General features: G+C 40.4%; 17 protein-coding genes and 1 tRNA gene. 2 read left to right on the forward strand and 16 right to left on the reverse strand.

Annotated features, from left to right (window positions below):
• Positions 1–87 precede the first annotated feature (87 nt).
• A tRNA-Leu gene (locus TSIB_RS06200) sits at positions 88–175 on the forward strand.
• Between the two features lie 48 nt (positions 176–223).
• On the opposite strand, the gene TSIB_RS06205 is transcribed toward TSIB_RS06200, so the two are convergent.
• Positions 224–1,447: an aminotransferase-like domain-containing protein gene (locus tag TSIB_RS06205; RefSeq protein WP_048160388.1), complete on the reverse strand. Its 1,224-nt coding sequence runs from the start codon at positions 1,445–1,447 to the stop codon at positions 224–226.
• Positions 1,448–1,520: 73 nt separating this feature from the next.
• Here TSIB_RS06205 and gyaR point away from each other — a divergent pair, with 73 nt between their 5' ends.
• Entirely contained in the window at positions 1,521–2,525 is a 1,005-nt protein-coding gene (gyaR, locus tag TSIB_RS06210; protein ID WP_015849553.1) for a glyoxylate reductase, read from the forward strand.
• Here gyaR and TSIB_RS06215 read toward each other — a convergent pair.
• Genes TSIB_RS06215 through TSIB_RS06285 form a run of 15 tightly spaced genes read right to left on the reverse strand, consistent with a single transcriptional unit; the run spans position 2,503 to position 11,268 of the window.
• Positions 2,503–3,222: a DUF72 domain-containing protein gene (locus tag TSIB_RS06215; RefSeq protein ID WP_015849554.1), complete on the reverse strand. Its 720-nt coding sequence runs from the start codon at positions 3,220–3,222 to the stop codon at positions 2,503–2,505. The genes gyaR and TSIB_RS06215 overlap by 23 nt on opposite strands.
• Positions 3,223–3,245: 23 nt before the next feature.
• Complete coding sequence (locus TSIB_RS06220) at positions 3,246–3,704, reverse strand: 4Fe-4S dicluster domain-containing protein (protein WP_015849555.1); 459 nt, start codon at positions 3,702–3,704, stop codon at positions 3,246–3,248.
• A 1-nt stretch (position 3,705) separates the two neighbouring features.
• On the reverse strand, positions 3,706–4,674 hold the full coding sequence (locus TSIB_RS06225) for a respiratory chain complex I subunit 1 family protein (protein WP_015849556.1): 969 nt from the start codon (positions 4,672–4,674) through the stop codon (positions 3,706–3,708).
• Positions 4,671–5,909, reverse strand: coding sequence for a hydrogenase large subunit (locus tag TSIB_RS06230; RefSeq protein ID WP_015849557.1), 1,239 nt, complete (start codon positions 5,907–5,909; stop codon positions 4,671–4,673). The genes TSIB_RS06225 and TSIB_RS06230 overlap by 4 nt, the downstream gene beginning before the upstream one ends.
• A complete protein-coding gene (locus tag TSIB_RS06235) occupies positions 5,902–6,462 on the reverse strand; it encodes an NADH-quinone oxidoreductase subunit C (protein ID WP_015849558.1) in 561 nt (186 codons plus the stop codon). Before TSIB_RS06235 ends, TSIB_RS06230 begins: the two co-directional genes overlap by 8 nt.
• Entirely contained in the window at positions 6,459–6,905 is a 447-nt protein-coding gene (locus TSIB_RS06240; RefSeq protein ID WP_015849559.1) for an NADH-quinone oxidoreductase subunit B family protein, read from the reverse strand. The genes TSIB_RS06235 and TSIB_RS06240 overlap by 4 nt, the downstream gene beginning before the upstream one ends.
• 1 nt (position 6,906) lies before the next feature.
• Positions 6,907–7,248 (reverse strand): hypothetical protein, encoded by a 342-nt coding sequence (locus TSIB_RS06245; protein ID WP_015849560.1) that lies wholly within the window; start codon positions 7,246–7,248, stop codon positions 6,907–6,909.
• Complete coding sequence (locus tag TSIB_RS06250) at positions 7,245–8,798, reverse strand: proton-conducting transporter transmembrane domain-containing protein (protein ID WP_015849561.1); 1,554 nt, start codon at positions 8,796–8,798, stop codon at positions 7,245–7,247. The genes TSIB_RS06245 and TSIB_RS06250 overlap by 4 nt, the downstream gene beginning before the upstream one ends.
• A complete protein-coding gene (locus TSIB_RS06255; RefSeq protein WP_015849562.1) occupies positions 8,795–9,160 on the reverse strand; it encodes a sodium:proton antiporter in 366 nt (121 codons plus the stop codon). Before TSIB_RS06255 ends, TSIB_RS06250 begins: the two co-directional genes overlap by 4 nt.
• Positions 9,150–9,617, reverse strand: a complete 468-nt coding sequence (locus tag TSIB_RS06260; protein WP_015849563.1) for an MnhB domain-containing protein — start codon at positions 9,615–9,617, stop codon at positions 9,150–9,152. Before TSIB_RS06260 ends, TSIB_RS06255 begins: the two co-directional genes overlap by 11 nt.
• Entirely contained in the window at positions 9,614–9,889 is a 276-nt protein-coding gene (mbhE, locus tag TSIB_RS06265) for a hydrogen gas-evolving membrane-bound hydrogenase subunit E (RefSeq protein WP_015849564.1), read from the reverse strand. Before mbhE ends, TSIB_RS06260 begins: the two co-directional genes overlap by 4 nt.
• Positions 9,886–10,149 carry a hydrogenase subunit MbhD domain-containing protein gene (locus TSIB_RS06270; RefSeq protein ID WP_015849565.1) on the reverse strand — a complete coding sequence of 88 codons (264 nt, stop codon included), beginning with the start codon at positions 10,147–10,149 and terminating at the stop codon, positions 9,886–9,888. Before TSIB_RS06270 ends, mbhE begins: the two co-directional genes overlap by 4 nt.
• Entirely contained in the window at positions 10,146–10,496 is a 351-nt protein-coding gene (gene mnhG, locus TSIB_RS06275; RefSeq protein ID WP_015849566.1) for a monovalent cation/H(+) antiporter subunit G, read from the reverse strand. The genes TSIB_RS06270 and mnhG overlap by 4 nt, the downstream gene beginning before the upstream one ends.
• Complete coding sequence (locus TSIB_RS06280) at positions 10,493–10,768, reverse strand: monovalent cation/H+ antiporter complex subunit F (protein ID WP_048160389.1); 276 nt, start codon at positions 10,766–10,768, stop codon at positions 10,493–10,495. Before TSIB_RS06280 ends, mnhG begins: the two co-directional genes overlap by 4 nt.
• Positions 10,765–11,268: a monovalent cation/H+ antiporter subunit E gene (locus tag TSIB_RS06285; RefSeq protein ID WP_015849568.1), complete on the reverse strand. Its 504-nt coding sequence runs from the start codon at positions 11,266–11,268 to the stop codon at positions 10,765–10,767. Before TSIB_RS06285 ends, TSIB_RS06280 begins: the two co-directional genes overlap by 4 nt.
• Between the last annotated feature and the right edge of the window lie 258 nt (positions 11,269–11,526).

Here is an 11,526-nt window from a genome sequence, read left to right on the forward strand (position 1 = left end):
AGGATTAAAGGCTGTTTATAAAGCTTTCGGTTAGAGTAAATAGAAAAATTTATAAGCAGACCGAGAAGAGAAATAAACGGCGCTCTTGCGGGGGTTGCCGAGCCTGGTCAAAGGCGCGGGATTGAGGGTCCCGTCCCGTAGGGGTTCCGGGGTTCAAATCCCCGCCCCCGCACCAAGAATAGAATCTTCTTAAAAGCTAAAACGAAAATAAAAAAGGAGTTGTTTATTCACCAAACTTCTCTTTGTAAAGCTTGGCCAGTTTTTCAATTCCTACTGGAATGTCTTCTTTGCTTGGCCTTGAGAAGTTCAGTCTTATAGCATTCTTTCCGGACTCATCCGTATAGAATGGTTTACCCGGAACAACCACAACCCCCTCTTTCTCCATTAGCTCACTTGCAAATGCTATTCCATCTGCTTCTTCAGGCAAGAAGAGCATAACGAACATTCCTGCTATAGGCTTTGTAAACTTAGCATCTGGTAAATTCTCCTCAAGGGCTTTTAACATAAGATCTCTTTTCTCTTTGTAACCCAAGAGAGCACTGTTAAGGTGATACTTTTCAAAGTACCCTCTTCTCAAGTATTCCAAGGCTATGTACTGAGATAGTGCCGGGGCACAGAAGTCAATTGGTTGCTTTTGCATGAGCACCTTCTTGAGTATATCTCCTTCAGCGATTATCCATCCAACTCTAAACCCTGTTCCAAGGACTTTGCTAAATGTTCCTGCAACAATTACCCTTCCTTCATTATCAAGAGCCTTTAGGGGTACTATATCTCCCCCCTCGTAGCGCATAGCGTTGTAAGCAGTATCCTCAATTATCAAAAGGTCATACTTGGAGGCCAGCTCAAGAAGGGCCTTTCTTCTATCCATGCTCATTGTAACGCCCATTGGATTCTGACCGGTTGGAATTGTGTAAATGAACTTAATTTTCTGCCCTTTGGCTTTAAGTTCCTTTATTTTTTCTTCGAGAAGATCAACTCTCATTCCTTCATTATCCACTATAACTCCTTCAATTTTTGCCCCAAGCTGCTCAAAAGCCAATAATGTGTTTATATATGAGGGGTTCTCTGTAATAATAACATCACCAGGGTCAATTAGGACTCTTCCAAGTAGATCCAAAGCTCCAGTTCCACCTATAGTCAGAACAATATTCTCTGGAGAGACTTCTAGATTATCATATTTCTTTAAAAATACTGATATTTCTTCTCTAAGTTCAGGAATTCCATTTGCAGGAGTATACATGACGGATTTTGGTTGGTTTTGGAGAACTTCTCTTGCTATTTCTCCAAGGACTTTTCTTGGAATTAAATCTGGATCCGGATCACCCGCCGCCAAGGAAACTAATTTCATCCCTTTCTTTTGGAGCTCAGAAGCCTTCTTCATTACTTCTGCTAAAGCAGAACCTTTAATCCAATTGGCCCTTCCGGCCAAATATTTTGCATAATCCATGCCTATCACCAATAAGTTAATATCCACAAAAGATATTTATACGTTTTGATTACCATCTTACAAGGGGATTTTAATGAGACCCAAAGTTTTCATAACACGGGAAATTCCAGAAAACGGAATCAAAATGATCAAGAAATTCTACGAGATAGAGGTATGGAAAGATCAAAAAGCACCCCCACGAGACGTACTTTTAGAAAAAATTAGAGACTTCGATGCCCTAGTAACCCTCTTAACAGAGAAAGTTGACAAAGAGCTTTTGGATAGCGCTCCCAATCTAAAGATAATCGCCCAATATGCTGTGGGATATGATAACATTGATGTGGAAGAAGCTACAAAAAGAGGAGTATACGTTACAAACACACCTGGAGTTCTTACCGATGCTACTGCAGACTTAGCATTTACTCTTCTGTTGGCCACCGCTAGAAGACTAATAGAAGCGGATCAATTTGTAAGGAGTGGAGAATGGAAGAAAAGCGGTGTTGGATGGCATCCATTGATGTTTTTGGGATATGGGTTAAAAGGAAAGACACTTGGAATAATAGGTCTTGGAAGAATAGGACAAGCAGTTGCAAAAAGGGCCAAAGGATTTGGGATGAAGGTTCTTTATTATTCAAGAACTCGTAAAACTGAAGCAGAAAAAGAAATTGGTGCAGATTATGTGGACTTTGAGACTCTCCTCAAAAAAAGCGATTTTATAAGTATTCACGTTCCTCTCACAAAGAAAACCTATCACATGATAGGGGAAAAAGAACTCCAGCTTATGAAGCCCAATGCAATACTTGTCAATACGGCAAGAGGAGCGATAGTTGATACCAAAGCTTTAGTCAAAGCATTAAAAGAAGGCTGGATTGCTGGAGCAGGCCTGGATGTATTTGAAGAAGAACCGTATTATGATAGAGAACTTTTCAGCTTAAAAAACGTAGTTTTAGCTCCCCATATAGGGAGTGCAACCCACGAAGCTCGAGAAGGAATGGCCAGACTGGTTGCAGAGAATCTGATTGCATTTGCTAGGGGAGAAATCCCACCAAATCTCATCAATATGGAAGTTACAAAGATCAGAAAGCCAGGGTTTGAATGAAGCTCCTTGCATCCTCACACATATAGGCATTATTAAAGTAAACATAGCTTTCTTTTTTATTCCACTCTTTTACTTTCTTTGCTATTCCTTGCAATTCCTCTTGGGTGTATTTATGCTTGTAAATTATCCTTCCCTTTTGATAAGCACCATGAAGACGATAATAATTGATCTTCCCAACGTGAAGGGGCTCTCTTACCAAAGGGTCTGTAACGTCAATGAGATTAAACTCTCTAACAAATTCTTTTATCCCTTTTTCACTCCATCCTCTTAGCTCCACCACAATCGTGAAGTCTCTTTTTTCAATTTTAGAGAAGAACTTTTCTGCATTATTGAAGCTTTCCTCGGTTTCCTTAAAACTTTTGGGAAGCTGAATAAGAACAAATTTCGCCCCTAAGATCTCTGCTTCTCTAAGAGTTAACTCCCAATACCTAAAAACGTCTGGGGTTGGTCTTAAGAGGCCCACTCCTGGAGTGGGTTTTACATTGCTTCGTCTCCAAGTAGGACTAGTGGGGGGATGGGTCACGCCTTGAAAAGCCTTTATAGAGAATATAAAATCTTTTGGAGCCTCTTGTTCCCATTTCTGAAGAGTCTTATCTTGGATAAGCTTGTAAAAAGTTTGTTGAACCTCTACAGTGTTAAAATCTCGGAAATACTTCTTTTTTGCTTCACAAAATCCACATGTACCCACAATTATCATGATAAATAATAAAATAAAAGAGGTTAAAGACCTTTCTCCTTAGCTTCAGGTGGTTCTTCTATTAAATTGTCACTATATTTGTCATAGTCTGCTAGTAGGAAGTCCTCACTTATCGAAAGAGCCTTTACTGACTTTTCCTCTCCCGGAAACTTCTTACCAGGGCAAACATCCACACATAAAGCACAGAACATACATCTTGAAACATAATGTCTTATTTTCCTGAGTTCAGGTATCCACTCCATAGCATTTGCTGGGCAAACAGTGATACAGAGCCTGCATCCGATGCATCTCTCAGGATCATAATGAATCTTCCCTCTAAAATCCTCGGGAATTGGAACTGGGGGATGAATCTGCACTTCTCCCTTCTGCACCTTCTCAATAAGTGCAGTAACATTTACAGGGGCATGTTTTACAGGGAAAGGATTGGTGAAAGGCTTTTGAAGTGCCTGTTTTATCATAAGAAACACTGCTTTTGTTGGCATTTCACATCACCTCCAACCATATTAAGAGCAACCCAAGCAAGCCTATTATGTTCACGTAAACCCAGAACAACCTTGAAGCTTGTTCAATTCTGAATCTCGCAAAAGACGTTCTAACTAATGTCACTGCAGATACGTAGAATACTAGTACTTTGAAGAGGAACCAAAGTGCTTCAACTATGTAAAGCGTTGCTCCCGAGAGATTTAGACCAAACAAGTAACTTAATGTGAACGGTATGAATAGTACTACTTCTATGGCCATCATTGCAAAGCCTCTTACTGCATCTGAAAGGTAGAACAAAGCCAAGTTCCTTCCACTGTATTCTGCAAGCATACCCTCAGCTATTTCTGTTTCTGCTTCTGCTATATCAAAGGGAAGTTTTGCAAGTTCTGCTGGCGTTACTAAGAGAAATGCTATTAAAAGCAAAAAGATCCCTATGCCCCCTAATGGACCTACAATAGTCCATACAGGTGTTGAAGCTATAGTGCTCAATGAAAAGCTCTTGTATATTAGTGCAAATCCTGTTATTACTATTGCAAAAGGCATCTCATAACTCATCATTAAGACCATTTCTCTCTGTGCTCCAACTGAGGAGAATGGACTTCCTGAGGCAAATCCTCCAATTGCCATTGCAAGGGCCTGAAGTGTTAAGAGGTAGAGTATTACCACTAAATCCCCATAACCTTCCAAGGGTGCCTTAATGATACCAAATGGAATATAAAGGAGGAGTGTCATTGAAGACGCTAATGCTAATATCGGCATTGCATTGAAAATCCACTTTACAGCATTCGCTGGAACTATGGTCTCTTTAAGGAGTAGCTTCCCAACATCCCAGAAAGGCTGTCTTATTGGTGGCCCTATTCTAGATGTCATTCTGGCAGAAACTCTCCTATCGATACCTTTGTAAACTAGTCCAAGAAATACTCCAATGATAGGCATTCCTACCGCATAAAAGATAGTTTCAGGGGTCATTTCATCACCCCCAGCTCTTTTTCTAGTGCTCTTGTTTTTTCAACAGCTTTCCTGTGAAGGATGGAATAATCCAGTATTTTACCTGTTGAATCTTTTACAACCGCTACTCTATCATTACAGCACATACATGGATCAATGTATGCTACCACAACTGGGATATCTGCTACTTCAGCACCTAGGAGGCAATACCCCCAGCTGTTGATATTGTTGTAACTTGGGGCTATCACCTTCCACACTGCAGGACCATCCCTTGTTCCATCATATCTAAAGTAGTGTACAACCTCGCCTCTTGGAGCTTCATGAGCACCTATTCCCTCTCCTTCTGTTTTCTTGATTTTGTTCAAAAGGGCAATATAGTTAGGAATGGCCAGTATCTTTCCTTCAGGGAGGTTGTCAATACAGTACTCTATTATATCAAGACTCTGCTCTATTTCATAAATTCTAACCATAGTAACGTCATAAGCATCTCCTCTAGCTTCACCCACAATGTCCTGCGGCACCACTGCCTTCACATCTATATCTGCATAAGCGTCGTAGGGAATATCTTGTCTGATATCCATCCTCAACCCAGCAGCCCTCGCTGTTGGGCCCACGAGATTCAATTTAAGAGCTACATCCTTTGAAACTTGTGCCACTCCTCTAGTTCTCGCTTTATAAACTGGATCAGATAGGAAAACTTCTTTCATATGCTCAGTGAACTCCCAATAATATGTTATCATATCCTTGAGGACCCTAATGTGACTCTCCTTTAAGTCTCTCCTGACTCCACCTATCATGTACATGGAGTAATTTATTCTGTTCCCTGTAATAGCTTCTAAGATATCTAACACTTTTTCTCTTCCTTTCCACGTCCAGAAGAGTAGAGAGTCAAAACCTATTTCGTGAGCTATGACTCCAAGCCAGAGGATGTGAGAGTGGATTCTCTCGAGCTCAGCTATTATTGTTCTTATGTACTGGGCTCTTGGAGGCGCTTCAATACCCAAAGCCTTTTCGCTACCAATAACGAATGCATAAGGGTGCGATATTGAACATATCCCACATATTCTTTCAGAGAGATATAGAGTTTGTATCGCATTCCTTTTCATTCCCATGTACTCAATTCCTCTGTGGGCAAACCCTCTCTTGACGTCAACCTTCACTATCTTTTCTCCCTCAACCTCAGCCTCCACTCTTATTGGCTCCTTTAATGCAGGATGAATTGGACCAATAGGGACATAGTAAGTTGTTTTAGCCATTCTGCTCACCCCGCTCTTCTCTTATATCTTTAACGCTTTTGTGAGTGTGTTTAATCATGTCATCAACACCATATTCATCTCTTCTCCAAGGATACTTTCCTTCCGGCCAGTCGTCCGGCAAGAAAAGATGTCTTTTGTTCTTAAGGCCATCAAATTCAACTCCTAGCATTTCCCTGATTTCTCTCTCGTTAGTTTCAGCTCCCATCATAAGATCCGTTATTGTAGGTAGGACAAGCTTGTTCTTTGGAAGGTCAAATTTTATAACTATGCTCACCTCACCCCAAGGGTGCTCATGGAAAAGTCCAAATGAATAAATCATTCGTATGGATTCTCCAATGTCCTCACCAGTTATGAAGTGTAAGTGAGGATACTCTATCTTGAATATTGCTTCAATTGCCCTCCTGAAGGCATTCTTATCTATTTCCATCCAAATCTCTTTGTAGGTTCTGGGCTTTTTGACTCCCATTTTATATTCTTTGAATTCATAGTTTAATATAGCATCTCCAAGTTCCTCTTTTAGTTTATCAAAGACATTCTCAGCAGTTAATGTCATTCTTCCTTCCCCTCCAATTGTTTTTCAAGTTTTTCAAGTTTAAGCCACGCTTTCACAACTGCATCCACTATGGCCTCTGGTCTAGGAGGACACCCCGGAACATAGACATCTACTGGGATTATTTCATCTATTGGACCAGCTATATTGTATGAGTCATAGAAAACTCCTCCACTGGTCCCACAGTTCCCTATCACTATCACTGCTTTTGGATCTGGCATTTGCTCATAAATCCGTCTTAACTTGTCAGCAAAGTCTTTAGGGATCGCTCCTGTTACCAAAAGCACATCAGCGTGCCTTGGGCTCCCAACAAGTTTTATTCCAAACCTTTCTGCATCATACCTAGGAGTCAATGCTGCAATTATCTCAATGTCACATGCATTGCATGATCCCCCTGAAGCATGAAAAACCCAAAGAGAGCGCTTAAATGAAGTTAATTTTCCCACGTTACACCCCTCCAATTAGTATAAATGTTATTATGGCTCCAACACCTAGGTACCAGAGGATGTAGTCCCTTATATCTCCAGTGTGGATAGCTTCAAGGACCTTGTAATAACCTTTTAAGGCCTCTATGAATCCCCAGTAAATATCACCTGCTTTTACCTGGACTTTTTCCTTTGTTGGTTCGATGTTACCACTCAAATAAGGTTTCACCTGATCGCTTTCTTTCTTGTATGATGGATTACCCCTCAAATAGATCAAGTACGATATTAGTCCAAATAACGCTAGGAATATTACCCAAAACAGGGGATTCCAAAATCCTGATGGAGTAGTTAATGTGAAGCTCATGCCAGACCACCCCAGCTGTGATATTGAGCAAAGTTGATTAAGGCATCAACCGCTGGATAGACAAGTTTATCCAGTACTACGTTCGGGAAGAGACCGAATAGTATACAAAGAGCTGCTAGGATAAGCATTGCCACTATCATTGGCTTAGGCACCTCTCTCTTATTCTCAAACTTTTCTAATGGCGGGCCTAAAAACGCCGATGCAAAGACCTTGACGAATGATGCAAGTGTTAGGACACTAGTAACCATGGCGAATACCGTAAGGAGGGGATTTAGCCTGTATGAAGTTTCATATATCAAAAATTTGCTTGCAAAACCGTTGAATGGAGGCAGGCCAGATATTGCTGCCGCTCCGACCATGAAACTTATGGTGGTTATAGGCATTTTTCTCGCTAGTCCTCCCATTTCATTAAGGTTTCTGGTTCCAGTTACATAGAATAACGCTCCAGCTGTCATTAGAAGCAAACTCTTATAGATAATATTGTTTATTATGTGAAAAACTCCTCCTGCCATTGCATCCCTTCCAAATTCTGCCAGTTTACTGGGATCGTGCAACACTGTCAATCCAACGCCCACACCCAATAACATGTACCCTGTCTGAGAAATAGCATGATGGCTCATTAACCTCTTGACATCTTTTTGTATAAGGGCCATTGTAACTCCAATGAACATTGTAAGCACTCCGAGAATTGACATTATCCACCCTACTCTAGCTAGGTCTATTACAACATTTGCGAATAGGGTGAAGCTTACTCTGAATAGTGCATAAAGGCTAGCATATGTCGCTACAAGCAAAGGTGGGTTTATTCCGGCTGGGACTTCCGTATAGGCATCCGGTACCCAGTAATGCATTGGCACAGCACCGCATTTCATTGCAAATGACGTAAATAACAACCCAAGAGCTATCATGTCTACCATATTAAAGGATACATTTTTTGCTATGTAAGCCAAATTCAAGTTTCCATACTGACCATAAAGTATAGAAACTGCAAATAGAACCATAAGAGAAGCTACAGCACTAACGATAAGATATTTTATTCCAGCCTCACTTGCTTCCCCACGGTAGTTCCTAAACCCTACTAAGGCCGAACCTGCTATTCCCGCTATTTCAAGGAATACAAAGAGGTTAAACAGGTCTCCAGTAAGTACCATGCCCAAAATTCCAGCTTCTAAGAGCATTAACAGTGCATAGTACTTTTCCAAACCTGTATCTTTTTTAACATGACTATAGGAATAGATAGCTCCGATGAAACTCATTAAAGTAGCAGAAATTGCCATAAATGCTCCCATTGCATCTACTTCAAACATAATTCTTATAGGAACAGCATAACCGGAAGGCAACACTAATGTTGGTTTGTCTGCACCAAAGACGTACATTATTATTCCGTTAGTAACTACCTCCTTCGTCAGCAGGAGGGAGAGTACCACACTTATACCAGTTACAAAGATAGCCCAGATTGAGACTCCTTCATGGTGCTTTTTGAAAAGTGGTGCTATAAATGCTCCAAAAAGCGGAAGCGCTACCATCAAAGCGGGCAAGTGTTCAATCATCCTCTCAACCTCCTTACTCTTGTAACATCTAAGGTTCCATAGTGTCTGTAAATGTTAACTGCAAAAGCTAACATCAAAGCAGTTACAGCAACACCAATAACAATGCTCGTTAGAGTTAATGCTTGAGGTGTCGGCAGAACCATTTTTCCCACTGCTTCTTGTGGGGCTTGGGTATATATTGGTGTATAACCTCCCTTTACATATCCTAAAGCCACAATAAACATGTTCACTGCTCCTTCTAAGATCTCCACTCCAATGACCACTTTTATGAGATTTCGCTTAAAGCCAATTGTATAAAATCCTAGTGCAAGCAAGAGTGCAACTACTATGAAAGGAAAGTTTACAAAGAGACTACCATTCATCTCTCTCCCTCCTTAGGATTAAGAAGAAGATTAGTATGATGCTAGTAAGGCCTGCCAAGACTTTTGTTCCAACAAAGATGTTGAGATATGACAATGTTCCACCTGTATTCAAATATCCCGGGTTTATTCCTTGAGGTGTTGTACCTCCAAAGAGGAATCCACTGTTCGCTATTGCATTCTTTAGGAAAGTGTAACCCATTAGGCCCAAGAGACCAATACCCAAAAACCCAAGAGCACCAAGACTCTCCAGCTGGGTTAATGGAGTTTTTTCAAATAATTCTTGAACTTTATCCCTAGTATTGGCCACTATCAGTAATATTAAACCACTTGCAAAGACAGCTCCTCCCTGGAAACCACCACCTGGAGTTAAATGTCCGTGTAGGATAATATATGATCCAAACACAAGGATTAATGGGGCTAAAAGCCTAGTAGTTGTTTTTATAATTGTAGTTGTCATTTTTCCTTCCCCCCATAATGTCTTAGTGCCATTAGAACTCCAGAAACTGCAGTAAACAGAACTGTGGCTTCTCCCAGAGTATCAAAACCTCTGTAATCAAACACGACACTCGTAACAACGTTGTTAGCTGAAGCTTCCTCCTGAGCATGTTCTATGAAGTAAGAGTCCATCTCTGCATGTGGGGGTTCTCCAAAAGGCCTTAAACTGATAGCAGCTGCAAACAAGAATAGCACAAACGCTAAAAACGCAAAAAGGCCTAATTCTTTTCTCATTCTACCACCTCCTCGTCGGTGGTATTTCTTATAGCCAACAGGTACATTGCTGTTGTTAGTCCAGCCCCTACACCGGCCTCTGCTATTGCTACATCTGGTGCCTGTAGAATATAGAACTCCACAGAGAGTGCTAAGCTAAAAACAGCCATTGCAATCACTGCTGAGATTAAGTTCTTGAATCTAATGGCTGCTATTGAACTTCCAAGTAAAGCTATAGCAATTAGTACTTGAATAGCCCAGAAAAATGTTTCATTGATCATAGTCTTCCCTCCAATTCATCTATTACCGCACCATATGGCCGTATACCTGATTTTCTGGCAGCTCTACCCAATGCATGAGCCCCTACCGGATTTGTTAATACCAGGAATATTACTACTAGTGCGGAATGTATGCCCATTGTAATCCATGCAACGTCATGAGTGAGTCTCCAATTGTATGCTGAATAAATAACTGCAGCAAGAACTATGAATATGGTTCCAAATGTTGTGCACTTTGTAGAGGCATGAATCCTTGTATAAACATCAGGAAATCTCAGAATGCCAATGCTTGCTAGAAGATTAAATGAAACTCCAATTGCGAGTAAGACTAACAATAGCCACTCAATCATGCCAATCCCACCCTCTTCTTTACTAGATATCTGGCTATGTAAAGGGTTGCAATATAACTAAGAACTGCGTAAACTAGAGCAACATCAATCATGACTGCCTGTTTTGTGATAATTCCATAAAGAACCATGGCTCCAGCAGTTGTTGTTGTTAGAGCATCCAATGCCACTGCTCTATCAGGGATTGTTGGTCCAATCAGCATTCTTATCATGGTTAGCGTGGCTGAAATGAAGAGAAGTACCATCGCAGCCATAAATATACTTTCAGGTGTCATTCTCCAATCCTCCTTGCCCATTTTGGCAAATATCCACAAAGTTCTTCAGGAGTTGGTTTTTCTTTTCCGGGAGGTACATTAATCCAATGAACATAGAAATTACCCTCTTCATCGATCTCTAGAGTGAATGTTCCTGGTGTTAGAGTTATTGAGTTTGCTAAGAGTGTTCTGCTTTCATCTCTAGTTAGGTTTGGAGAAATTTTGACAATCCCTGGTCTTATCTTACCGGTGATAACTCTATATGCGACGTCGAGGTTTGCTCTTGCCATAGCAAGGAAAAATGGTCCTAAAGCATATATGATAAAAAGCACCCACCTCTTTGGATTAAAGAAATAATCCAGTCTTTCACTCATTATATTCCTCGTGGCATAACCTATTAGTGCTGCTATCACAATACCAGCTATTAGCTCTTCTGGACTCCATAGTAAAACACTGCCCGAACCTGCAGTCAAGACAAGGTACACAATTAACGACCAAAGGAAAGATGTTGTAAAGGACATTTTCTCACCTCAGCTTTAGGTTCTAAACCTTTTAAGAGCATATTTCAAGTTAATTCCATTATTCGCTTATCCAAATCCCATTAAATATATTTCTTTAACGAAAGGTTAAAAACATGAAATTTGACAAATATAAAAGTAACAAATTTTTACATAAAATGAAACATGTTCTAACAACAATGAACTAAATTGAGCAGTAAAGTAAGAAATCATAAGAACAATAATCATAAATGTACACAAATTAAGGACCACATGAAAAAA

This window comes from Thermococcus sibiricus MM 739 (assembly GCF_000022545.1).
GTDB lineage: Archaea > Methanobacteriota_B > Thermococci > Thermococcales > Thermococcaceae > Thermococcus_A > Thermococcus_A sibiricus.

What these genes read in the sequence shown, in the direction of transcription:
- mnhG (WP_015849566.1), bottom strand. Translation starts at nt 10,496, where the DNA reads ATGATTGAGTGGCTATTGTTAGTCTTACTCGCAATTGGAGTTTCATTT.
- TSIB_RS06260 (WP_015849563.1), bottom strand. Translation starts at nt 9,617, where the DNA reads ATGACAACTACAATTATAAAAACAACTACTAGGCTTTTAGCCCCATTA.
- TSIB_RS06205 (WP_048160388.1), bottom strand. Translation starts at nt 1,447, where the DNA reads ATGGATTATGCAAAATATTTGGCCGGAAGGGCCAATTGGATTAAAGGT.
- TSIB_RS06220 (WP_015849555.1), bottom strand. Translation starts at nt 3,704, where the DNA reads ATGCCAACAAAAGCAGTGTTTCTTATGATAAAACAGGCACTTCAAAAG.
- gyaR (WP_015849553.1), top strand. Translation starts at nt 1,521, where the DNA reads ATGAGACCCAAAGTTTTCATAACACGGGAAATTCCAGAAAACGGAATC.
- mbhE (WP_015849564.1), bottom strand. Translation starts at nt 9,889, where the DNA reads ATGAGAAAAGAATTAGGCCTTTTTGCGTTTTTAGCGTTTGTGCTATTC.
- TSIB_RS06215 (WP_015849554.1), bottom strand. Translation starts at nt 3,222, where the DNA reads ATGATAATTGTGGGTACATGTGGATTTTGTGAAGCAAAAAAGAAGTAT.
- TSIB_RS06255 (WP_015849562.1), bottom strand. Translation starts at nt 9,160, where the DNA reads ATGAATGGTAGTCTCTTTGTAAACTTTCCTTTCATAGTAGTTGCACTC.
- TSIB_RS06250 (WP_015849561.1), bottom strand. Translation starts at nt 8,798, where the DNA reads ATGATTGAACACTTGCCCGCTTTGATGGTAGCGCTTCCGCTTTTTGGA.
- TSIB_RS06280 (WP_048160389.1), bottom strand. Translation starts at nt 10,768, where the DNA reads ATGACACCTGAAAGTATATTTATGGCTGCGATGGTACTTCTCTTCATT.
- TSIB_RS06285 (WP_015849568.1), bottom strand. Translation starts at nt 11,268, where the DNA reads ATGTCCTTTACAACATCTTTCCTTTGGTCGTTAATTGTGTACCTTGTC.
- TSIB_RS06245 (WP_015849560.1), bottom strand. Translation starts at nt 7,248, where the DNA reads ATGAGCTTCACATTAACTACTCCATCAGGATTTTGGAATCCCCTGTTT.
- TSIB_RS06235 (WP_015849558.1), bottom strand. Translation starts at nt 6,462, where the DNA reads ATGACATTAACTGCTGAGAATGTCTTTGATAAACTAAAAGAGGAACTT.
- TSIB_RS06270 (WP_015849565.1), bottom strand. Translation starts at nt 10,149, where the DNA reads ATGATCAATGAAACATTTTTCTGGGCTATTCAAGTACTAATTGCTATA.
- TSIB_RS06225 (WP_015849556.1), bottom strand. Translation starts at nt 4,674, where the DNA reads ATGACCCCTGAAACTATCTTTTATGCGGTAGGAATGCCTATCATTGGA.
- TSIB_RS06230 (WP_015849557.1), bottom strand. Translation starts at nt 5,909, where the DNA reads ATGGCTAAAACAACTTACTATGTCCCTATTGGTCCAATTCATCCTGCA.